This window comes from Amycolatopsis sp. NPDC001319, from assembly GCF_042896185.1.
Taxonomy (GTDB): Bacteria; Actinomycetota; Actinomycetes; order Mycobacteriales; family Pseudonocardiaceae; genus Amycolatopsis.
Genome location: NZ_JBIAWY010000006.1, coordinates 38,587 through 60,693, shown reverse-complemented (window position 1 = coordinate 60,693; position 22,107 = coordinate 38,587). Strand labels below are relative to the sequence as shown.

Annotated in this window: 20 protein-coding genes; 16 read left to right on the top strand and 4 right to left on the bottom strand. The window is 70.9% G+C overall.

Annotation, left to right across the window (positions count from 1 at the left end):
• Window positions 1-22 precede the first annotated feature (22 nt).
• From ACFY1H_RS23580 to ACFY1H_RS23530, 11 genes are all read left to right on the top strand, one after another.
• Window positions 23-1,060, top strand: coding sequence for an ATP-binding cassette domain-containing protein (locus tag ACFY1H_RS23580; protein ID WP_366581573.1), 1,038 nt, complete (start codon window positions 23-25; stop codon window positions 1,058-1,060).
• Window positions 1,057-1,842 (top strand): ABC transporter permease, encoded by a 786-nt coding sequence (locus tag ACFY1H_RS23575; RefSeq protein ID WP_366581575.1) that lies wholly within the window; start codon window positions 1,057-1,059, stop codon window positions 1,840-1,842. The genes ACFY1H_RS23580 and ACFY1H_RS23575 overlap by 4 nt, the downstream gene beginning before the upstream one ends.
• Window positions 1,842-2,693, top strand: coding sequence for an ABC transporter permease (locus tag ACFY1H_RS23570; protein WP_366581578.1), 852 nt, complete (start codon window positions 1,842-1,844; stop codon window positions 2,691-2,693). Before ACFY1H_RS23575 ends, ACFY1H_RS23570 begins: the two co-directional genes overlap by 1 nt.
• Complete coding sequence (locus tag ACFY1H_RS23565) at window positions 2,690-3,967, top strand: MCE family protein (protein ID WP_386949538.1); 1,278 nt, start codon at window positions 2,690-2,692, stop codon at window positions 3,965-3,967. The genes ACFY1H_RS23570 and ACFY1H_RS23565 overlap by 4 nt, the downstream gene beginning before the upstream one ends.
• Window positions 3,964-4,998 carry an MCE family protein gene (locus tag ACFY1H_RS23560; protein ID WP_366581582.1) on the top strand — a complete coding sequence of 345 codons (1,035 nt, stop codon included), beginning with the start codon at window positions 3,964-3,966 and terminating at the stop codon, window positions 4,996-4,998. The genes ACFY1H_RS23565 and ACFY1H_RS23560 overlap by 4 nt, the downstream gene beginning before the upstream one ends.
• Window positions 4,995-6,023 carry an MCE family protein gene (locus tag ACFY1H_RS23555; protein WP_386949534.1) on the top strand — a complete coding sequence of 343 codons (1,029 nt, stop codon included), beginning with the start codon at window positions 4,995-4,997 and terminating at the stop codon, window positions 6,021-6,023. The genes ACFY1H_RS23560 and ACFY1H_RS23555 overlap by 4 nt, the downstream gene beginning before the upstream one ends.
• A complete protein-coding gene (locus tag ACFY1H_RS23550; RefSeq protein WP_386949531.1) occupies window positions 6,023-7,195 on the top strand; it encodes an MCE family protein in 1,173 nt (390 codons plus the stop codon). Before ACFY1H_RS23555 ends, ACFY1H_RS23550 begins: the two co-directional genes overlap by 1 nt.
• On the top strand, window positions 7,192-8,358 hold the full coding sequence (locus tag ACFY1H_RS23545; protein WP_386949529.1) for an MCE family protein: 1,167 nt from the start codon (window positions 7,192-7,194) through the stop codon (window positions 8,356-8,358). The genes ACFY1H_RS23550 and ACFY1H_RS23545 overlap by 4 nt, the downstream gene beginning before the upstream one ends.
• A complete protein-coding gene (locus ACFY1H_RS23540) occupies window positions 8,359-9,618 on the top strand; it encodes an MCE family protein (protein ID WP_386949526.1) in 1,260 nt (419 codons plus the stop codon). It abuts the gene before it with no gap.
• A gap of 349 nt (window positions 9,619-9,967) precedes the next feature.
• Window positions 9,968-10,471 carry a hypothetical protein gene (locus ACFY1H_RS23535; RefSeq protein ID WP_386949523.1) on the top strand — a complete coding sequence of 168 codons (504 nt, stop codon included), beginning with the start codon at window positions 9,968-9,970 and terminating at the stop codon, window positions 10,469-10,471.
• Window positions 10,472-10,495: 24 nt separating this feature from the next.
• Window positions 10,496-11,449 carry a hypothetical protein gene (locus ACFY1H_RS23530; protein ID WP_386949520.1) on the top strand — a complete coding sequence of 318 codons (954 nt, stop codon included), beginning with the start codon at window positions 10,496-10,498 and terminating at the stop codon, window positions 11,447-11,449.
• A 198-nt stretch (window positions 11,450-11,647) separates the two neighbouring features.
• On the opposite strand, the gene ACFY1H_RS23525 is transcribed toward ACFY1H_RS23530, so the two are convergent.
• Entirely contained in the window at window positions 11,648-12,325 is a 678-nt protein-coding gene (locus ACFY1H_RS23525; RefSeq protein WP_366581596.1) for an MBL fold metallo-hydrolase, read from the bottom strand.
• A gap of 673 nt (window positions 12,326-12,998) precedes the next feature.
• Between ACFY1H_RS23525 and uvrA the strand changes: the two genes are divergently transcribed.
• Window positions 12,999-15,860, top strand: a complete 2,862-nt coding sequence (gene uvrA / locus ACFY1H_RS23520; RefSeq protein ID WP_366581598.1) for an excinuclease ABC subunit UvrA — start codon at window positions 12,999-13,001, stop codon at window positions 15,858-15,860.
• A 48-nt stretch (window positions 15,861-15,908) separates the two neighbouring features.
• Here the strand turns inward: uvrA and ACFY1H_RS23515 are convergent, their stop codons facing one another.
• The gene (locus ACFY1H_RS23515) at window positions 15,909-16,577 is read right to left on the bottom strand and encodes a fibronectin type III domain-containing protein (protein ID WP_386949516.1); all 669 of its coding nucleotides are present in this window, start codon (window positions 16,575-16,577) and stop codon (window positions 15,909-15,911) included.
• A gap of 350 nt (window positions 16,578-16,927) precedes the next feature.
• Between ACFY1H_RS23515 and ACFY1H_RS23510 the strand changes: the two genes are divergently transcribed.
• The 3 genes from ACFY1H_RS23510 to ACFY1H_RS23500 are packed head-to-tail and all read left to right on the top strand — an operon-like array spanning window position 16,928 to window position 18,637.
• A complete protein-coding gene (locus tag ACFY1H_RS23510) occupies window positions 16,928-17,476 on the top strand; it encodes a sigma-70 family RNA polymerase sigma factor (RefSeq protein ID WP_366581602.1) in 549 nt (182 codons plus the stop codon).
• A complete protein-coding gene (locus tag ACFY1H_RS23505; protein WP_386949513.1) occupies window positions 17,473-18,189 on the top strand; it encodes an anti-sigma factor family protein in 717 nt (238 codons plus the stop codon). The genes ACFY1H_RS23510 and ACFY1H_RS23505 overlap by 4 nt, the downstream gene beginning before the upstream one ends.
• A gap of 4 nt (window positions 18,190-18,193) precedes the next feature.
• Window positions 18,194-18,637, top strand: a complete 444-nt coding sequence (locus ACFY1H_RS23500; protein WP_366581607.1) for an SRPBCC family protein — start codon at window positions 18,194-18,196, stop codon at window positions 18,635-18,637.
• Here ACFY1H_RS23500 and ACFY1H_RS23495 read toward each other — a convergent pair.
• Complete coding sequence (locus tag ACFY1H_RS23495) at window positions 18,625-20,037, bottom strand: MFS transporter (RefSeq protein WP_386949509.1); 1,413 nt, start codon at window positions 20,035-20,037, stop codon at window positions 18,625-18,627. The two genes, ACFY1H_RS23500 and ACFY1H_RS23495, sit on opposite strands and share 13 nt — an antisense overlap.
• A gap of 113 nt (window positions 20,038-20,150) precedes the next feature.
• Between ACFY1H_RS23495 and ACFY1H_RS23490 the strand changes: the two genes are divergently transcribed.
• Window positions 20,151-20,543: a helix-turn-helix domain-containing protein gene (locus ACFY1H_RS23490; protein ID WP_366581610.1), complete on the top strand. Its 393-nt coding sequence runs from the start codon at window positions 20,151-20,153 to the stop codon at window positions 20,541-20,543.
• Between the two features lie 115 nt (window positions 20,544-20,658).
• On the opposite strand, the gene ACFY1H_RS23485 is transcribed toward ACFY1H_RS23490, so the two are convergent.
• Entirely contained in the window at window positions 20,659-22,035 is a 1,377-nt protein-coding gene (locus tag ACFY1H_RS23485) for a cation:dicarboxylate symporter family transporter (protein ID WP_386949505.1), read from the bottom strand.
• Window positions 22,036-22,107: the final 72 nt, after the last annotated feature.

Below are 22,107 nucleotides of genomic sequence, written 5' to 3'. Positions count from 1 at the left end.
GCCGGGAAGGGCGAGCACAACGGTGGGTGCGGAAGTCGTCGTCGAGGGCCTGACGAAGTCGTTCGGGCGCCAGACGATCTGGCGGGACGTGACCCTCACCCTGCCCCCGGGTGAGGTGTCCGTCCTGCTGGGTCCCTCGGGAACCGGGAAGTCGGTGTTCCTCAAGTCGCTGATCGGGCTGCTCAAGCCCGACCGCGGCCGTTGCGTGGTCGACGGCGTCGACGTGGTCACGTGCTCGGAGCACCGGCTCTACGAGGTGCGCAAGCTGTTCGGGGTGCTGTTCCAGGACGGCGCGCTGTTCGGCTCCATGACCTTGTTCGACAACATCGCGTTCCCGCTGCGCGAGCACACCCGCAAGTCGGAGACCGAGATCCGGCGGATCGTGCACGAGAAGCTGGAGCTCACGGGCCTGTCCGGCGCCGACCGCAAGCTGCCCGGCGAGATCTCCGGCGGCATGCGCAAACGCGCCGGGCTGGCCCGCGCACTCGTGCTCGACCCGGAGATCGTGCTCGTCGACGAGCCCGACTCCGGCCTCGACCCGGTGCGCACCACCTACATCTCGCAGCTGTTCCTCGACGTCAACGCCCAGAGCGACGCGACGTTCCTCATCGTCACGCACAACATCAACCTCGCCCGGACCGTCCCCGACAACCTCGGCATGCTCTTCCGCCGTGAGCTCGTGATGTTCGGGCCGCGCGAGGTCCTGCTGACCAGTGAGGAGCCGGTGGTGCGGCAGTTCCTCAACGGCCGGATGGACGGCCCGATCGGCATGAGCGAGGAGAAGGACTCGGCGACGATGGCCGCCGAACGCGCGAAGTTCGCCGCCGGGCACCACGCCGGCGGCGTGGAAGAGGTCGTGGGCATCCCGCCGCAGATGCAGCCCGCGCCGGGGCTGCCGGCCCGCCCGGGTGAAGCACGGCGCAAGGACCGAGTGCTGCGGCTCCTGCCGACGCTGCCCGAAGCGGCGCAGGACGGGATCCTCGCGTCGCTCACGCCGGAGGAACGCCGGCGCTACGGCGTCGAGCACGCGGGCCGGCACCGCGTCGAGGAGGTCTCATGAGCACCGCGTGGACGTTTCCCGGCTCGCGCGCGTTCGGCCACACCGGCCGGATGTTCGCCCTCGGTCTGGACGTGCTGCGGCTCGTGCCGCGCCGGCCGTTCCAGACGCGCGAGTTCGTGGGCCAGTTCTGGTTCGTGGCGAGCGTGTCGATCCTGCCGAGCGCGCTGGTGGCGATCCCGTTCGGGGCGGTGATCGCGTTGCAGCTCGGCTCGCTGACCAAACAGCTGGGCGCGCAGTCGTTCACCGGCGCCGCGGGCGTGCTGGCCACCGTGCAGCAGGCCGCGCCGATCGTGACCGCGTTGATCATCGCCGGCGCCGGAGGAAGCGCTGTCTGCGCGGATCTGGGCGCACGCACCATCCGCGAGGAGATCGACGCGATGAAGGTGCTGGGCGTCTCGCCGATCCAGCGCCTGGTCGTGCCGCGCGTGCTGGCCATGGTGGGCGTCGCCGTGCTGCTCAACGGCCTGGTCAGCATCGTCGGCGTGGCCGGTGGGTACGTCTTCAACGTCTTCCTCCAGGACGGCACGCCCGGTGCCTACCTGGCGAGCTTCAACGCGCTGGCGCAGCTGCCCGACCTGTGGGTGAGCGAGCTCAAGGCGTTCATCTTCGGGTTCACCGCCGGGATCGTGGCCTGCTACCGCGGGCTGCACCCCTCGGGCGGGCCCAAGGGGGTCGGCGACGCGGTGAACCAGGCCGTGGTCATCACCTTCCTGCTGCTGTACTTCGCCAACTTCGTGATCACCACGATCTACCTGCAGATCGTTCCCGCCAAGGGGAGCTGATGACGACCACCACGCGCGCCCTGCGCGAAGACTTCCTCGGCCTGGCCGGCGCCCCCGTGCGCTCGCTCGACCGGCACGGGGACGAGCTGTGGTTCTACCTGCGCGCGCTCCTGTGGACGCCGCGCACGCTGCGCCGCTACCCGCGTGAGATCACGCGCCTGCTGTCGGAGGTCAGCTTCGGCACGGGCGCGCTGGCCGTGATCGGCGGGACGGTGGGCGTGATGATGGCGCTGAGCCTGTTCGTCGGCACGGTCGTGGGCCTGCAGGGCTACGCGGCGCTGAACCAGATCGGCACCGCCGCGTTCACCGGGTTCGTGTCCGCGTACTTCAACACGCGCGAGATCGCGCCGCTGGTCGCGGGCATCGCGCTCTCGGCCACTGTCGGGTCCGGCTTCACCGCGCAGCTGGGCGCGATGCGGATCTCCGAGGAGATCGACGCGCTCGAGGTGATGGGCATCCCGAGCCTGCCGTTCCTCGTCACGGCGCGGATGGTCGCCGGGTTCGTGGCGATCATCCCGCTGTACGCGCTGGGCCTGCTGAGCTCGTATGTCGCCTCGCGGGAGATCACCGTGGTCCTCAATGGACAGTCTGCCGGCACGTACGACCACTACTTCGATCTCTTCCTGCCACCGGGGGACGTGTTGTGGTCCTTCGGCAAAGTGCTGGTGTTCGCGGTGGCGCTGATCCTCATCCACTGCTACCACGGCTACACCGCCAACGGCGGGCCCGCCGGGGTGGGCGTGGCCGTGGGCAAGGCCGTGCGCAGCGCGATCGTGACGGTGGTCGTGCTGAACTTCTTCCTCAGCCTCGCCATCTGGGGCACCACCACGACCGTGCGGATCGCGGGATGACCACCGAACGCGGGCGCCTGCCCGCCGTGCCCCGGCGCCTGATGGGGCTGGCCTACTTCGCCGCGATCCTCGCCTTCCTGGGCCTGACGATCGCCGCCTACGACAAGGTGTTCACGACCGTCACCACGGTGACGCTGCGCGCGGGGCACATCGGCAACCAGCTCACGCGGCTCGCCGACGTGAAGCTGCGCGGCGTCCTCGTGGGGGAGGTGCGCGAAATCACCACCTCCGGCGACGGCACCTCGCTCACCCTCGCGCTCGATCCGCGTCAAGCGACGCTGATCCCCGCGGACGTGACCGCGCGGCTGCTGCCGAAGACGCTCTTCGGCGAGCGCTACGTCGACCTCGTCGAGCCGGCGCACCCGGCGAGCGCGCGGCTGACCGAGGGGGCGGTGATCCACCAGGACACCAGCGCCGAGGCCGTGGAGCTCAACCAGATCCTCGACAAGCTGATGCCGGTGCTGCAGGCCGTGCAGCCGCAGAAGCTCTCGACCACGCTCAACGCGGTGTCCGACGCGCTCGACGGCCGCGGCGAGCAGCTCGGGCAGACGCTCACGCGGCTCGGCGACTACGTGCGCCGGATCAACCCGTCGGTGCCCGACCTGACCGCCGACCTCGCCGCGCTGCCCGGTGTCGCGGACACCTACGACCAGGCCGCGCCGGACCTGCTGCAGGCGCTGAGCGACCTCACCACGACGACGAAAACGATTGCGCAGCAACAGGACTCGTTGCGTTCGCTCTACTCCGACCTCACCACCACCGGGCTGAATCTGCGCGACTTCCTGGCCGCCAACAAGGACAACCTGATCCGCGTCACGAGCGACTCGCGCCCGACGCTGGACCTGCTGGAGCGCTACGCGCCCGAGTACCCGTGCCTGACGAAGCAGCTGGCCGACTTCGGCCCGAAGCTCGACGACGTCTGGGGCGGCGCCGACGGCGACCACAAGCTGCACCTGACGATCGAGATCGCCAACAGCCGCGGCAAGTACGTGCCCGGGCAGGACACGCCGGCCTACGACGAGCACCGCGGCCCGCGTTGCTACTCGCTGCAGCCGGGGGAGAAGGCGCCGCAGTACCCCGAGGGCCGGCCGATCCAGGACGGTTCGTCGCCCGTCGGCGGCGGCGGTGCGGCGCTGGCCAACTCGGGGGCGGAGCAGCAGCTGCTGTCGGCGTTGCTGGCACCGCAGCTGGGTGTGCCGCAGACCGAGGTGCCGTCGTGGAGCTCGCTGCTCGTGGGCCCGCTGTACCGGGGAACGGAGGTGACCGTCCGATGAGGAGCCTCACGCCGACGCTGCTCAAGATCGCCGTGTTCGTCACGGTCACCGTGCTCGCCACGGCGCTGCTGGCGTTCACGATCGGCAACATCACGTTCTCGAGCGAGTCGAGCTACCGCGCGGTGTTCTCCGACGTGACCGCGCTCAACACCGGCGACGACGTGCGCATCAACGGCGTGCGCGTCGGCTCGGTGTCCGAGATCGGGATCACGGACCGGAAGCTGGCGCTCGTCGAGTTCACCGTGGACAGCCGGCGCAAGCTGCCGGCCGCGGTGCACGCCGAGATCAAGTACCGCAACCTGGTGGGCCAGCGCTACATCGCGCTCGAACGCGACTCCGCCGCGCCCGGCCCGATCCTGGCGGCCGACGCGACCATCCCGCTCACGCAGACGACGTCGGCGCTCAACCTGACCGTGCTGTTCAACGGGTTCAAGCCGCTGTTCCAGGCGCTCTCGCCCGACGACGTGAACAGCCTGTCCTACGAGCTGATCCAGGTGCTGCAGGGCGAGGGCGGCACGATCACCTCGCTGCTGCAGCACACCGCCTCGCTCGCGTCGACCATCGCGGGCAAGGACGAGGTGATCGGGCGCGTGATCGACAACCTCAACTCGGTGCTCGACACCGTCACCAGCCACGGCGACCAGCTCGCCGGGCTGGTCACGACCGTGCAGCAGCTGGTGTCCGGCCTGGCCGCGGACCGCAAGCCGATCGGCGACTCGGTGAGCGCGCTCGCCGACGTGAGCAGCTCCGTGTCCGGGTTGCTGGAGCAGGGCCGGGAGCCGCTGAAACGCGACATCGCGGGCCTCGGCTCGCTCGCGGCGAACCTCAACCAGGGCCAGGATCTGGTGCAGCAGTTCCTGCAGCACCTGCCCGAGAACGCCGCCAAGATCACGCCGACGGCGACGTACGGGTCGTGGTTCAACTTCTACGCCTGCCAGGTCACCGGCCAGGTCGGCATCAGCTCCCTCGACGTGGAGGTGCCGGTGCTGCCGGTGCCGGCCACGCAGCAGCCGGCGAGGTGCACGCGGTGAAGGCCTTCGAAGAACGTCACCCGGTCCCGATCGGCATCGTCGGGGTGGTCGTGATCCTGCTCGGCAGCCTCGCCGCGTACTTCTACGAGGACCTGCCGGTGATCGGCGACGGCACGCGTTACGCGGCCGAGTTCTCCGAGGCGGCCGGGCTGACCTCCGGCGACGAGGTCCGGATCGCCGGTGTCAAAGTCGGTGCCGTCAAAGACGTTTCGCTGGAGCGCGACCACGTGCGCGTGGCCTTCACCGCGAAGAACGCGTGGGTGGGCGACCAGACGTCGGCGTCGATCCAGATCAAGACGCTGCTGGGGCAGAAGTACCTCGCGCTCGACCCCGAGGGCACCGCACCGCTCGACCCGGACGTGGTGATCCCGCGCTCGCGCACGGTGTCGCCCTACGACGTGACGACGGCGGTCGAGCACCTGTCCGACACCGTCGGGCAGATCGACACGCAGCAGCTGGCGCAGAGCTTCACCACGATCTCCGACGCGTTCCGCGGCACGCCGGAGTCGCTGAAGGAGGCGCTGGGCGGGCTGTCCGCGCTGTCGCAGACGGTGTCCTCGCGCAACCAGCAGCTCGCGGCGCTGCTGGCGAGCACTCGTGAGGTGAGCGGCATCCTCGCCGACCGCGACGAGCAGTTCCAGAAGCTGCTGTCGGACGGAAACCTGCTGCTGGGCGAGATCCAGGCGCGCGAGCAGGCGATCGCGGCGCTGCTGTCGGGCGCGCAGTCGCTCGCCGTGCAGGTCAGCGGGCTGGTGCAGGACAACGAGGCGCAGCTGAAACCCGCGCTCGACCAGCTGAACCAGGTGACCACGCTGCTCGAGAACAACCAGGACAACCTGGCCGCGGGCCTGCGCAACCTCGCGCCGTTCTACCGGGTCTTCACCAACACCCTGGGCAACGGCCGCTGGTTCGACACCTACGCGTGCGGCGTGGTCCCGCCGAACGTGAACCTCGATCTTCTCGTCGCGAACCCCGAGGGCTGCCTGCCCGCGGGGACCAACTCCGGCGTGCCGGGAGGGAACTGATGGGTTTCGTCGGTGCGGTGCGTCGGCACGCGTTCCGCTACGCCGTGGTCGCCGTCGTGCTGGGGCTCGTGGCCGCGACGGGCCTGTGGTGGCTCTCGTCGCGGCCGGGCGACCGGCAGTTCACCGCGTACTTCGCGCGCGCCATCGGGGTGTACCCGGGCAACGACGTGCGGGTGCTCGGGGTGAAGGTGGGCAGCGTCGAGAGCGTGACACCGCGGGCTTCGGACGTGCAGGTGGTGCTGTCGGTGTCCGGTGACGTGTCGGTCCCGTCCGGGGCGCGCGCGGTCGTGGTCGCGCCGAGCCTGGTCGCCGACCGGTACGTGCAGCTCACCCCCGTGTACCTCGGTGGCCCGGCACTGGCCGACGGCGCCGTGATCCCGCGCGAGCGCACCGTGACGCCGGCCGAGATCGACCAGCTGTACCAGAGCCTCGACCAGCTGAGCACCGCGCTCGGCCCGAAGGGCGCCAACTCCGGCGGCGCGCTGACCGACGTGCTCGACACCGCCGCGAAGAACCTCGACGGCACCGGCCAGACGATCAACCAGACGCTGCACGACCTCAGCAGCCTGAGCAAGACGTTGTCGGACAACAGCGGCGACCTGTTCAGCACCGTGGACAATCTGCAGAAGTTCACCACCACGCTCGCCCGCAGCGACGGCCAGTTCCGCGAGCTGACCGGGCGGCTGTCCGACGCGTCGGGCTTCCTGGCCGGGCAGAAGGATCAGCTCGCGGCGGCGTTGTCCACTTTGGGCTCTGCGCTCGACCGGGTGCGCCGCTTCATCCAGGACAACCGCGCCGGGATCAAGTCCAATGTGGACAACCTGGCCGCGGTGACGCAGGTGCTCTCGGACCAGCGGGCGTCGCTCGCGGAGATCCTGGACGTGGCGCCGCTGGCGTTGAACAACCTGGTCAACGCGTACAACGAGACCAGCGGCACCCTCGACGCGCGGCTTGACATCAACGAGCTGACCTCGCCGCCGCTGGTCACCGCGTGCAAGCTCGTGCGGCAGAGCACGCCGAAGCAGCTGCCGGCCACGCTCGCCGACGCGTGCGACCAGCTGGCGCCCGTTCTCAACGGCGTGGTGCCGTTGCCTTCGGGTGCGCAGGTGCTCAACGGCCTGCAGACGGGGAACCTGCCGTTGCCGCTCGTGACCGCCGGAGGCGCCCGATGAACCGGTTCCGCGTGCTCGCCCTGGGTTCGGTCTGCCTGCTGGTGTCCGGCTGCGGCGCGGGCGACTACTCGGGGCTGTACGACGCGCCGCTGCCCGGTGGCGCCGACACCGGCGACTACCCGTACCACGTGACCGTGCAGTTCCCCGACGTGCTGGACCTCGTGCCGCACGCCGCGGTGAAGGTGGACGACGTGCCGGTGGGCAGCGTCGACTCCGTCGACCTCGGCGACGACGGCTGGACGGTGCAGGTGCGGCTGACCGTCAACGGGGACGTGCACCTGCCGGCGAACGCCGATGCGCAGCTGGTGCAGTCGAGCTTGCTGGGAGAGAAGTACGTGGCGCTTTCCCCGCCCGCTGCGGTGAAACCGGCCGGCACGCTCGCCGACGGCGCCGTGATCACCGCCGACCGCACCAACCGCTACCCCGAGGTGGAGGAGGTGCTCGGCGCGCTGTCGCTGCTGCTCAACGGCGGGGGAGTGGAGCAGATCCGCACCATCAGCCAGGAAGTGACCAAGGCGCTGAAGGGCAACGAAGGCGAGCTGCGCGGGCTCCTGTCCAGTGTGGACTCGCTCGTGTCCGCCCTGGACGCCCAGCGCGCCACGATCGTGCGCGCGCTCGACGGCCTCGACCGGCTCGCCACGACGTTGAAGGGCCAGCGCGACAACCTCGGCCGCGCGCTGGCGGACCTCGGGCCCGGTCTGCAGGTGCTGGAGCAGCAGCGCGGGCAGCTCGTCGGGATGTTGCAGGCGCTGACGTCGCTGTCGGGCGTCACCGTCGACACGGTCCGGCGCAGCCAGGCCGACCTCGTCGCCGACCTGCGCTCGCTCGGGCCGACGCTGGAGCAGCTGACCAAGACCGGGCAGGACATCCCGCGCAGCCTCGACTATCTGCTGACCTTCCCGTTCAACACCAAGTCGCTGGACTCGATCCGCGGCGACTACACGAACTTCACCGCGAAACTCGACCTGGACCTCGACTCGGTGCTGCCGAACATCCTGGGCGCGCCGCGGCTGCCGGTCTCGGTGCTGGGCTCGCCGTCGCTGCCGCCGGGTTCGCCGGTGCTGCCGTTGCCGGGCACGGCCGTCCCATCCGGTCCGTCCGCCCCGCCTGCTTCGGCGCCGGGTCTCGGCGGCGTGCTCGGCGCGATCCTGGGAGGGCTGTAGATGCTGACGCGGGGCACCCGGTTCAAGATCCTCGTGTTCGTCGTGCTGTCGCTGGTGACCGTCGGCTACGTCGGCGTCCGGTATGCCGGGCTGGGCCGGTTCTTCGGCGGCCAGGGCGCCACCGTGCACCTGGAGCTGGCCGACTCCGGCGGCATCTACCCCGACGCCGACGTCACCTATCGAGGGGTGACTGTCGGCAAGGTCGGCGCCGTCCGCCTCGGCGCGCAGGGCGGCACGGAGGCCGACCTCGTCCTCGACCGCGACGCGCCGCCCGTGCCCGCCGACGTCGAGGCCGTGGTGGCGAACCGCTCCGCGGTCGGCGAGCAGTACGTGGACCTGCTGCCGCGCACCGGCTCCGGCCCGTTCCTGGGCGACGGCTCGGTCATCGCCTCGCGCGACACCCAGACGCCGGTGCCGACCGAGCAGCTGCTCGACCACGTGGAGGCACTCGCGGGCAGCGTGCCGACCGACCAGCTGCGCACGGTCGTCGACGAGCTCGACAACGCCCTGTCCGGCTCCGCCGCGCCCGACCTGCGGCAGCTGCTGGACTCGACGGACACCTTCACCGCGGCGGCGCTCGACCACGTCGACGAGACTTCGCAGCTCCTGTCCAGCGCACGCGTCGTACTCGACACCCAGAACACGCAATCGGCGCAGATCAAGGACTTCTCCGCCAACCTCCGCGTGCTGGCCACCCAGCTCAAGTCCTCCGACGGCGACCTCCGGCACCTCATCGCGGCCGCCCCGCAGGCGGCCCAGCAGATCAACGCCGTGCTCACCGAGACCGGCCCGCAGCTCAGCGTGCTGCTCGCCAACCTGCTCACCACGGCCGACGTCATCGCCCCCCGCCGCGACGGCATCGAGGACATCCTCGTGTCCTACCCCCAGCTCATGACCCTCGCCAACACCGTCGTCCCCGGCGACGGCACCGCGCACCTGGGCCTGGTGCTCAACTTCTTCGACCCGTACGTCTGCACCCGCGGCTACGAGAACACGGTTCGCCGGCCCGCCGACCAGGTCGCCCAGGCGCCGGCGAACACCACGGCGTACTGCGCCCTGCCGCCGGGGAGCCCGAGCTCGGTGCGGGGCTCGCAGAACGCGCCTTACGGCGGGAAGCCGCTTGCGGTGCCGCCTCCGGCGGTTGGGTCTTCCGGTGGGTCTCCGGTGGGTGGTGCGCCGTTGCCGGGCCTGCTGGGGGTTCCGGCTCTTTCCGGGCCTACGTCGTTGGCCGGGCTGCTCGGCCTTTCCGGTGCGAAGTGAGGATTTCCATGCGACTCGTTTCGGCTTCCACCCCGGGCCGGCTCGCTCGGCTTGTCTCGCACGAAGGGAGGATTCCCGTGCGTCCTGTCTCGGCTTCCGCCCTGGCCCGGCTTGCTCGGCTTGTCTCGCGCGAGGTGAGGACTTCTTTTGTGCCCTGTCTCGGCTACGGCCTCGGGGCTATTTCTGCGCGACCTGCTCGTCGTCGCTACCTCGGCCGGCTTGTTCGGCGCGAAGTGAGGAATTCCATGCGCCGTGTCTCGACTTCCGCTCCTGGTCCATCTCTGGCCGGGACTCCGGCCACGACTTCGGCCGGCTCGGTCGGCTCGGCTCGCGCGAAATGAGGATTCCCATGCGCTTCTCCGGAAAACGACTGGCCGCGGTGGCCGTGGTGATCGCCGCCTTGGCCGCGGCCGGCACCGGCTGGTGGTGGGCCTCGGCGGCCCACAGCGACCCCGTCTCGATCGCTGCCGATCGTGAGGCGGCCGAGGCCGCGGGCGAAACCGCCGTCGCCACCCTGACGACCGCGAACTACACCACCGCGGACGCCGACCTGCGCAAGTGGGAGACGGTCACCACCGGCCCCCTGCTCGACCAGATCCGTGCCGGCCACGCCCAGGGCGTCACGGCCCTGCAGACCGCCAAGAGCACCACCACCGCCCGCGTCCTCGACGCCGCGCTGTCCCAGCTCGACGCGCAGGCCGGCACCGCGCAGCTCATGGCCGTCGTGGAAGTCACCGCGCGCCAGGGCGCCACCCCGGCGGCGGTCAAGCGCAACCGTTTCCAGGCGACCGTCACGCGGACCCCGGAGGGCTGGAAGCTCTCCGCCGCGCAGCCGGTCACCGTCAGCCTCTGAGCCCCTTCCGAACGGATTCCCGCCATGGCCCTCACCCGCCACCGCCCGCCGTCCCCCCGCCCGCGCCGCACCGCGGTCGCCGGCAAACCCCGCGCCGCGCAGCCTTCCGCGGCCTCGGCCGTCGACGTGATCGAGCCGGCCGTGGGGCCGGGCCTCGCCGCCGAGACTGGAGCCGTCGCGCCGGACTCCGGGATCGAGTCGAAGGGCCGTGGTGCGGTCGCGCCGGGCTCCGGGATCGAGTCGAAGGGCCGTGGTGCGGTCGCGCCGGGCTCCGGGATCGAATCGAAGGATCGTGGTGCGGTCGCGCCGGACTCCGGGATCGAATCGAAGGATCGTGCTGCGAGCACACCGGACTCCGACGCCGCCCCGAGCAGTCGCCCTGCCGCCACGTCGGACTCAGATCCCGAGCCGCCCGCCGATGATGCCTCGCCGGCCGCTTCAGCCGAACCGGCAACCGCGGCGCCGGGCAACCGTCTCCGCAGCCGGGTGACCGTCGGCCTGTCGGCGCTGACCGTCGTCCTCCTCGCCGCCGCCGGCTGGTTCGCCTGGCAAGCCCACCAGTCCACGACCTCCGGCCCGGCCGCCAACACCGCCTTCTCCGACAGCGCCGCCACCTCCGCCGTCACCGGCCAGCTCAGCGCCGCCTTCGAGGCCGTCTTCTCCCTCGACTACCAGGACGTCGCCAAAACCCAACGGGCCGCCGACCAGTACCTCACCGGAAACGCCGTCACCCAGTACCGGCAGCTGCTCTCGGCCGTCCAGCAACAGGCCGTCCCCAACCACCTCACCCTCACCAGCCGCGTCCGCACCATCGGCATCAAGGACATCACCGGCACGACCGCCCACGTCCTCGTCTTCGCCGACCAGACGACCTCCCGCGCCGCCACCCCCGACACCTCCAGCGGCGGCGCCCAGGTCCGCCTCACCGCCACGGAAGACAACGGCCAGTGGCGCATCAGCGACATCGCGGTCCTGTAAACGAAACGCGGCCGCTCAGCGCGCCGCGACGACCCGTTCGACGAGGGTGCCAGGTAACGAGGTTGATCGGCCGACGCCGCCGTTTCGGTCAGCTCGCTCGAACTGCTCGGTCCTTTCGTCTGAGGCCCCATCTGTCTCAGGCGAAACAAAACCGGGCTGCCTGAAACCCAGACAGCCCGGTTCGAACAAACCTTCAGCTCACCAACCGCGCGAACGCCACTCCGCCAGTTTCGGCCGCTCCACGCCGAGCGTCGAGTCATCCCCGTGCCCCGGATAGAACCACGTCTCATCCGGCAGTTCGTCGAAGATCCGCGCCGAGACGTCGTCCAGAAGCGACGCGAAGTCCTCCGGCGACGAAGTCTTCCCGACCCCGCCCGGGAACAGTGAGTCGCCCGTGAAGAGGTGGGGGTGGCCGGCCGGGTCGCGGTACAGGAGGGCGATGGAGCCCGGCGTGTGGCCGCGCAGGTGGATCACCTCGAGGGTGACCTGGCCGACCTTCAGGGTGTCGCCGTGTTCGACCAGGAAGTCGGGGGGAACGGGCAGTGGCGGGGCGTCGAGGGGGTGCGCGGCGGTGTTGGAACCGTTGGCGCCCGCCACGGCGCCCAGGGCCTGCCAGTGGTCCTGGTGCTGGTGGGTGGTCACGACGGTGCGCAGCGCGGGCCGGTCGGGGCCGTGGCCGATGAGGTCGGAGATGCGCTCGGGGTCGTTGGCGGCGTCGATCAGCAGCGCTTCGTTCTCGGCGCGGCAGACGAGCAGGTACGCGTTGTTGTCCATCGGCCCCACGGAGAGCTTGGTGATGGTCAGCGCGTCCAGCGTCCGGCGGGCGGCGTCGCCGCCCGGTTCGACGTGCCCGGTGTAGGTGTCGGCGATGTTCACGTCCACACGGTAGCCGGGTCGACGCGGTCTGTCCCACCCCCGAGCACCTACGCCCGGCGCGGTTCGTGGCGGAGGTGAGCGTTCTGCGCTGCCTCGCGGCGGTGGCGCACCGATCGAGTGATGATGTGGCTCGTCTGGGTGTTGATGGTCGTACTCACCGTGGTTCGGTTGTCGACCTTCGACCCGCGCCGCACGCCGATCCCTGTCGTGAACGTCTCCTTCGGCCGGCGTCCTGACGCCTCGAGCTGCTCTTCGCGGCCTGTATTGTGGTACCGGACCTGCACGTCTTCCCGTTCCACCGGGCGATGCCCCAGGACCCCGCGCGGGGTCGCCCCGGCGCTCACCCGGCTCGCCGGGATCTCGTATGGTCTCTACCTGGTGCGCCGGGAACCGGGTTACGTCCTGGCGCGCGCCCTGCCGGACATCGGTGTCCCCGGCCGGCCGCGGCTCCGCGGTGCCGGTCGCCGGCCGGGCGCTCACCGCGTGGGTGGAACGGCCGTCGCCGGACCGCCCGGCGGGCGGGCAAAACCGCCCAGGAACCCGCAAAAGCCCAGGTCGAAGAGCCAGAGCCCGGTTTCTGTCGGTGGTCGGTCCTAGCATGGACGCGGCCGCCCGTGCAGGACTTCCACCGGGCCGGCCTCCGAGCCGAGATTTGAATTGAAGGGACGTGGGCGTGGCTGATCGCCTCGTTGTTCGCGGGGCCCGCGAGCACAACCTCCGCGGTGTCGACCTCGATCTGCCCCGCGACAGCCTGATCGTGTTCACGGGCCTGTCCGGGTCGGGCAAGTCGAGCCTCGCTTTCGACACCATCTTCGCCGAGGGGCAGCGCCGTTACGTCGAGTCGCTCTCGGCGTACGCGCGGCAGTTCCTCGGGCAGATGGACAAGCCCGACGTCGACTTCATCGAGGGCCTCTCGCCCGCGGTGTCGATCGACCAGAAGTCCACCTCGCGCAACCCGCGCTCCACGGTGGGCACGATCACCGAGGTCTACGACTACCTGCGGCTGCTCTACGCCCGCGCGGGCAAGGCGCACTGCCCCAAGTGCGGTGAGCTGATCAGCAAGCAGACGCCGCAGCAGATCGTGGACCAGGTGCTCGACATGGACGAGGGCACGCGCTTCCAGGTGCTCGCGCCGGTCGTGCGCGGGCGCAAGGGCGAGTACCTCGACCTGTTCCAGAACCTGCAGCAGCAGGGCTACGCGCGCGTGGTCGTCGACGGGAAGGTGCACCCGCTCACCGACCCGCCGAAGCTGAAGAAGCAGGAGAAGCACCAGATCGGCGTGGTCATCGACCGCCTGAGCGTGAAGACGAGCTCGCGCCAGCGGCTCACCGACTCGGTCGAGACGGCGCTGCGGCTGGCCGACGGGCTGGTCGAGCTGGAGTTCGTCGACCTGCCCGAGAACGACCCGAACCGCGTACGCGGGTTCTCCGAGAACCTGGCCTGCCCCAACGGGCACCCGCTCGCGATCGAGGACCTCGAGCCGCGGTCGTTCTCGTTCAACTCGCCCTACGGTGCGTGCCCCGTGTGCACCGGCATCGGCATCCGCAAGGAGGTCGACCCGGAGCTGGTGGTGCCGGACGACGAGCTGTCACTGGGCGAGGGCGCCATCGCGCCGTGGGCCGGCGGGCAGAGCGCCGACTACTTCATCCGGCTGCTGGAGTCGCTGTCGGAGGCCATCGGCTTCCGCATGGACACGCCGTGGCGCCAGCTGCCGGCGAAGGTCCAGAAGGCGGTGCTGCACGGCGTCGACGAGCAGGTCCACGTGCGCTACCGGAACCGCTACGGCCGGCAGCGCTCGTACTACGCCAACTTCGAGGGCGTGATCCCGTTCCTCGAGCGGCGCCAGGAGCAGACCGAGTCCGAGTACATGCGCGAGCGGTACGAGGGCTACATGCGCGAGGTGCCGTGCCCCACCTGCCAGGGCACGCGGCTCAAGCCGGAGATCCTCGCGGTCACCCTGGAGCACGAGACGCAGGGTGAGCGCTCGATCGCCGAGGTCTGCGCCCTGTCGATCGACGAGGCGTCGAAGTTCCTCGACGAGCTGGTGCTCGGGCAGCGCGAGGCGATGATCGCCGGCGCGGTGCTCAAGGAGATCCAGGCGCGCCTGCGCTTCCTGCTCGACGTCGGCCTCACCTACCTCTCGCTCGACCGCGCGTCGGGCACCCTGTCGGGCGGCGAGGCGCAGCGCATCCGGCTGGCCACGCAGATCGGCTCGGGCCTGGTGGGGGTGCTCTACGTGCTCGACGAGCCGTCGATCGGCCTGCACCAGCGCGACAACCACCGCCTGATCGAGACCCTCACGCGCCTGCGCGACCTCGGCAACACGCTGATCGTGGTGGAGCACGACGAGGACACGATCCGCGCGAGCGACTGGGTCGTCGACATCGGCCCGGGCGCGGGCGAGCACGGTGGGCACATCGTCCACAGTGGACCGTACAAGAAGATGCTGAAGAGCAAGGAGTCGCTCACCGGCGCCTACCTGTCTGGCCGCCGCTCGATCGAGGTGCCGGCGATCCGGCGCCCGGTCGACAAGAAGCGGCAGCTCACGGTCGTGGGCGCGCGCGAGCACAACCTGCGCGGCATCGACGTGTCGTTCCCGCTCGGCTGCCTCGTGTCCGTCACCGGTGTCTCCGGTTCGGGCAAGTCCACGCTCGTCAACGACATCCTCGCCCAGGTGCTCGCCAACAAGCTCAACGGCGCGCGCCAGGTCCCGGGCCGCCACACCCGGGTCAACGGGCTGAACACGGTCGACAAGCTGGTGCGCGTGGACCAGTCGCCGATCGGCCGCACCCCGCGGTCCAACCCGGCGACCTACACCGGCGTGTGGGACCACGTGCGCAAGCTGTTCGCGGCCACCACCGAGGCCAAGGTGCGCGGCTACCAGCAGGGCCGGTTCTCGTTCAACGTCAAGGGCGGCCGCTGCGAGGCGTGCGCCGGCGACGGCACGATCAAGATCGAGATGAACTTCCTGCCCGACGTCTACGTGCCCTGCGAGGTCTGCAAGGGCGCCCGCTACAACCGCGAGACGCTCGAGGTGCACTACAAGGGCAAGACGGTGTCCGACGTGCTGGACATGCCGATCGAGGAGGCGGCCGAGTTCTTCGAGCCGATCAAGGCGATCCACCGGCACCTGCAGACGCTCGTCGACGTCGGCCTCGGTTACGTGCGCCTGGGCCAGCCCGCGCCGACCCTCTCGGGTGGCGAGGCGCAGCGCGTGAAGCTCGCGAGCGAGCTGCAGAAGCGCTCCACGGGCAAGACGGTCTACATCCTCGACGAGCCGACCACGGGCCTGCACTTCGAGGACATCAGCAAGCTGATCGGCGTGATCAACGGGCTGGTGGACAAGGGCAACACGGTGATCGTGATCGAGCACAACCTCGACGTGATCAAGACGTCCGACTGGATCATCGACATGGGCCCGGAGGGTGGTTCCGGCGGCGGCATGGTCGTCGCGGAAGGTACGCCCGAGCACATCGCGTCGGTGCCGGAGAGCTACACGGGCGAGTTCCTCGGCCAGGTCCTCAACCCGGCCTGACCCGTCCCGGTGCGGTGGCCCGAACGCGGGTCACCGCACCGGCGGGAGTCAGTCCTTGCCGGTCGTGCGGTCGACCACCGGCGAGAGCGGCCCGTAGTAGAGCGCGCGCACGCGGAAGGCGGAGCCCTGCTCGTCGGGCAGGAGCGACAGCGCGCAGGTCGTGGTGTTCGGGTCGGTGATCTCGACCGGCACGAAGCCCGCCGCGCCCGGCTTGCGGATCTCCACCAGGAACCCGGCCTCGTCACTCGAACGGTCCGCCCAGGTGAAGTGCACCGACGCGTCCTCGGCCGGGACCACGGTCACGTCGGCCGGAGCAGCCGCGTCCCCCGGCGTCCGCACCGGCACGGCCGCGACCGGGGGAGCAGCGCGCCCGGGCGCGCCCGGGCGCACCACCGCCGACACCGGACCGTAGAAGTCCCGCACGCGGTAGAAGAACGGCGTGTCCGGGATCAGGTCCGGGTGCCGGTAGGTGGTCTGCGAGCGCGGGAAGTACTGCAGCGCCGTCCACGGGCCGCCGGCGGAGTTCGCGTATTCGAGCAGGTGCCCGGCCGCGGCGGGGTCGCCCGCGGGCCAGCGCAGGTCGATGTCCGTCGGGGTCGTGAGCGTCGCCGTGAGGCCCGGCCCAGGTGACGCCGGAGTCGCGGCCGGGGCCGAGGAGCAGCCGGCGGTGACCAGGACAGCCAGCGCCGCGAGCGCGAGACGGGTTTTCACGGGCACGGCGAGGCCTCCGGGACGTCCAGGCGGCGGCGGTGCCGCGTCAGCTTAGGAACCCGCGCCGGTGATCGACAAGCCGCGTCCCGATCACCGGCACAACCCATCCGTCCCGCCTCCGGCGGCGAATTCCCCGGCGAACTTTCTGAATTCGCGGTGAACCGCATCGCGCCGGCATCCGTGTGAGGGGTGTCGGGGACTCTCACCCCGGCATCGAGCACACGTCGAGCACGCGGAAAGGGGGCGATCTCCCGGTGGACACGGCGGCGGTGCTGGGCGTGCGGCGACGACCGGCGTTCACGCCGTGGTTTGCAGTACTGTCCTCGCCTACCCAGAACACCGTCGGGAGGTCGAGGGTGGCGATCGGACGCGGGCGGCCGAAACGGGCCGCCGCCGAGCGGCTCGTGGAGCAGCTCTACGCGGAACACGGCCGGAGCCTGCTGGCTTACGCGACCAGGCTCACGGGCGACCGCGCGGCCGCCGAGGACGTGGTCCAGGAAACGCTGGTGCGGGCTTGGAAGCACGCCGACGACCTGAGCGGCGACCGCGAGGGGTCCGTGCGCGGCTGGCTGCTCACCGTGGTGCGCAACCTCGTCACGGACCGGGCGCGGGCCCGCGCTTCGCGGCCGCCGGAGGTGGCCGAAGGCCCGGAGACGCTCGCGGCGCCGGTGGAACGCGACCACGCCCAGGGGGTGGTCGACTCGATGACGGTGCTGGGAGCCCTCGAAGGGTTGTCGCAAGACCATCGCGACGTGCTCGTGGAGATCTACTATCGAGGGAGATCGGTGGCGGAGGCAGCCGAGATGCTGGGGGTCGCTCCCGGCACCGTGAAATCCCGGTCCTACTACGCGCTGCGCGCCCTGCGCGCGGCGATGGTGAGCGGCGGAACGGAGGCAGTGAGATGAGCGCGGTCGAGCAGGAGCACACTCAGCTCGGCGCCTACGTCCTCGGCGCGCTGGACCCGGCCGAGGCGGTCGAGTTCGAACGCCACCTGGCCACGTGCGCGCAGTGCCGCTTCGAGCTCAAGGACTTCGGCGCCCTGCGGGAGGCGCTCGACGAGGTGCCGCCCGAGGCGTTCCTCGACGGCCCGCCCGAGGGCGGCGACCTGTTGCTGCAGCGCACGCTGCGCCGGATCCGGGCCGAGGAGGAGCAGGCCGCTCCCGCCGAATCCGCCGCGGCCCCGAGCCGCGGCTCCTCCCGCCGGGGGCTCGCGATCGCGGCCGCGGCGGTCGTCGCCGCGGTGGCGCTCGGCGGCGGGGTCTTCATCGGCCGCCAGACGGCGCCCGAACCCGCCCAGCAGGTGGCCGTGCCCGGCACCCGCGACGTGGCCGCCACCAACGCGGCGACGGGCGCGAGCCTCACCGCGTCGGTGATCCCCGCGGCCGGCTGGGTCAAGGTCCACGTGGCCGTGAAGGGCATCCCCGCGGGCGAGAAGTGCAAGCTCGTGGTCACGGACAAGACCGGCGCGAAGTGGGACGCCGGCAGCTGGCTCGTGTCGGAGAAGTGGAGCACGCAGGGCTTCGGCCTCGACGGTTCGGTCCTGGTCGCGCCGGCCGACGTCACCTCGGTCGGCATCGTCACCCTCGACGGCCGGGACCTGGTCTCGGCGCGGGTGTAAGGCGGTGGCGGGGGCGGAGTACCGGTTTTCCAGCACCTGGTGGCTCCCGGTCGCCCCGGCCCGCCGGGTCTTCGACGCCGTCGTGGACCTCGAGGCTTATCCGCGGTGGTGGCCCGACGTGCGCTCGGTCCGCCGCCTCGACGACGACACGGCCGAGGTCGTCTGCCGCTCGCGCCTGCCGTACCGGCTGGTGATCGCCATGCACCGCGAGGAAGAGGACCCCGACGCGGGCCACGTCCGCGTCGGGCTGAGCGGTGACCTCGAAGGCTTCCTCGCCGGCGCGCTGCACCCCGTCGGTGCGGGCACGCGGCTGGAGATCACGCAGCACGTGCGGGCCCGCAAACCGTTGCTGCGCAAGCTGGACACGGTGGCCCGGCCGTTCTTCCGCGCCAACCACGCGTGGATGATGAGCCGGGGCCACCGCGGCCTGGCCGCCTACCTGGCCTGACCCGCCACGCACAGGTCCGGCTTCGCGACCGGGCGCGGGCGGCACACCAGCACGAGCGCCGCCGCCACCGCGGCGAGGAGCACGAAGCCCGCACTCAGCCCGTACGCGAGCCGGTAGCCCGAAGCGAGTGCGGCGCGAGCCCCCTCCGACGCCAGTCCTGCCGTGCGCGCCGCGGCGGCCGTCGCGAGCACCGCGGTGCCGATCGCCGCGCCGACCTGCTGCGTGGTGGTGATCAGGCCCGACGCCACGCCGGCGTCGGCCGGGTCCGTCCCGGACATCGCCAGCCCCATCACGGCCGGGATGGCTGCGCCCGCACCGGAACCCATGAGCACCAGGGCCGGGAACACGTGCAGGAAGTAGCTGCCGTCCGTGGGCACGGTGGTGAGCAGCGCGAACGCGATCGCGACCACCACGAGCCCGCCCAGGAGCACCGCGCCCGGCGTGAAGCGCGCGCTGAGCTTCGCCGAGATCCCCAGGGAGAACACCGCGATCATCACCGGCGCCGGCAGGAACGCGAGCCCGGTGGCGAGCGCGTCGAGCCCGAGCACTTTCTGCAGGTACAGCGCGGTCACGAACTGGAAGCCCATCATGCCGGCGACCATGAACACCATCGTGACGTTGGCGCCGCTGACCGCGCGCACGCGGAACAGCCGCAGCGGCAGCAACGGAGTCCGGGCCCGGGCCTGGCGCACGACGAACGCGACGAGCAGCAAAACCGCGCCCGCCAAGGGAAGTGCGGCCCCGGTCTCGACGATCCCGTACACCAGCAGCATGACGCCGCCCGTCACGAGCACCGCGCCCAGCGCGTCGATCCCCGTGCGCAACCCGCGGCCGCGGTCCGCGTCCACGACCAGCGGCGCCAGCACCAGCGCGGCGGCGCCGATCGGCAGGTTCACGTAGAAGGTCCAGTGCCAGTCGAGCGCCTGCGTGAGCGCGCCGCCCGCGATGAGCCCGATCGACGCGCCCGAGGCCTGCGTGAAGCTGAAGACGCCGATCGCCCGCGCCTGCGCACGGGGTTCGGGGTACATCGTCACGATCATGCCCAGCACCACGGCCGACGCGAGCGCGCCGCCGGCACCCTGCACGAACCGGGCGGTCACCAGCACCGCCGCGTCGGTCGAGAGCCCGGCCACGAGCGAGGACGCGGTGAAGACCACGAGCCCGGCGAGGAACACCCGCCGCCGGCCCAGCAGGTCGCCGAGGCGGCCGGAGAGCAGGAGCAGCCCGCCGAACGCGACGAGGTAGGCGTTGACGACCCAGGCCAGGCCCGCGGACGTGAAGCCCAGCTCGGCCTGGATCGAGGGCAGCGCCACGGCGACGATGCTCCCGTCGAGCACCACCATGAGCGAGGCCGCGCACAGCACCACGAGTGCGACGGCCCGCCGACGGACTTCCGGCATTTCGGTCCCTCCAGAACGATCACCGAAGAGAATCCCCAGGTCGCGCCCAGGGCATCTCTTGTTACTGCGACCATCTTGTGTGACCATCGAGGGGCGCGGAAGGAGGCACTTTCATGTCCCAGGGGAACACCGCTGTGACCGAGCAGGTCAGCGCGATCGACCCGGAGAAACTCGAGGCGTGCACGCTGCTCGAGGTGCTCAACCGGATCAGTGGCAAGTGGGCGATCGGCATCCTGCTGGAGGCGTCGCAGGGCCCGGTGCGGTTCACGGAGCTGGAGCGTTCGGTGGCGGGCATCAGCCGCCGGATGCTCACGCTGACCCTGCGCAACCTCGAACGCGACGGGCTGCTGGAGCGCACCGTCTACCCGACTGTGCCACCGCGTGTGGAGTACGAGGCGACGCCGATGGCGCGGGAGCTCTACGGCACCTTGTCGGGGCTCGTGGACTGGGCGCAGCGCCACCGCGAGGCGATCGCCGTGGCGCGCGAGGTCTACGACGCGCAGTAGAAACGCGTGTGCCGTGGTCGTGAGCACGGGGGACGCTCACGACCACGGCACACGGGGGTGTTCGCACCCCGGCGGGGGAGTGTGGGCCGGAAGGAGCCCTGGGGTGCGAACGGCTTCAGTTGCCCGCGGAGGCACCCACGGGTTCGCCCCGGTCGCTGGGCGGCTCGGTGGTGACCGGTGCGGGCGCTTCGTCGAGCAGCGTGGCTTCGTCGAACGGCGCGGACCCCGCGAAGACCTGGCGGGACTTGTCGCGGTCGAACTCCTTCATCCACGATCCGATGAGGACGGTCGCCACGGCGTTGCCGGCGAAGTTCGTCAGCGCGCGGGCCTCGGACATGAACCGGTCGATGCCGAGGATGAACCCGACGCCGTCGACCAGTTCGGGCCGGTGCGACTGCAGCCCGCTCGCCAGGGTCGCGATGCCGGCGCCGCTGACGCCCGCCGCGCCCTTCGAGGCCAGGATCATGAACAGCAGCAACCCGATCTGCTCGCCCAGGGCCAGCGGCTCGTCCTGCGCCGAGGCGATGAACAGCGTCGCCATGGTCAGGTAGATCGCCGTGCCGTCGAGGTTGAACGAGTAGCCGGTGGGCACCGTGATGCCGACGACCGGCTTGCTCACGCCGAGGTGCTCCATCTTCGCGATCAGCCGCGGCAGCGCCGATTCCGACGACGACGTGGACAGGATCAGCAGGAACTCGCGGCCCAGGTACCTGAGCAGCTGGAAGATGTTGACCCGCGCGCCCACCCACAGCACCGCGCCGAGGACGCCGAAGACGAAGATCAGGCACGTCACGTAGAAGCCGAGCATGATCACCAGCAGGCTGCGCAGCGCGCCCCAGCCGGTCGCGCCGACCACGGCCGCGATCGCGCCGAACGCGCCGACCGGTGCCGCCCACATGATCATCGACAGGATGCGGAACACCAGGCGCTGCACGTGCTCGATGCCGCGCAGGATCGGCTCGCCGCGCCGGCCGAGCTTCTGCAGCGCGAACCCGGTCAGCAGGGCGATGAGCAGCGCCTGCAGGGTCTGGCCCTCGGTGAACGCCGAGACGAACGAGGTCGGGATGATCCCGAGCACGAAGTCGACGCCGCCCTCGGCGCCCTTGGCCTGGTCGTGGACCTTGGTGACGTCGGCCGGGTTGAGGTGCAGACCACTGCCCGGGTGCAGGATGTTGCCGACGATGAGGCCGATCGCGAGCGCGAACGTCGACATCACGACGAAGTAGACCAGCGCGGTGATGCCGACCTTGCCGACCTTCGCCGCCTTCGCGACCGAGCCGATGCCCAGCACGATGGTGCAGAAGATGATCGGCGCGATCATCATCTTGATCAGGTTGACGAAACCGGTGCCCAGCGGGGCGAGCTCCTTGCCGACCGACGGCCAGATCAGGCCGACCGCGGCGCCGAGCACCACGGCGACGATCACGGCCAGATAAAGGTAACGCGTGCGGTCGCGCCGGGGCGCGGCCGCTTCGGGGGTCGGTGTCGGCACCGTTGCCTCCAGTCGGGGAAGGGGTGGAACGCCGGTCACTATGCGGGGAGGATATGACCAGCGTCACCGTTG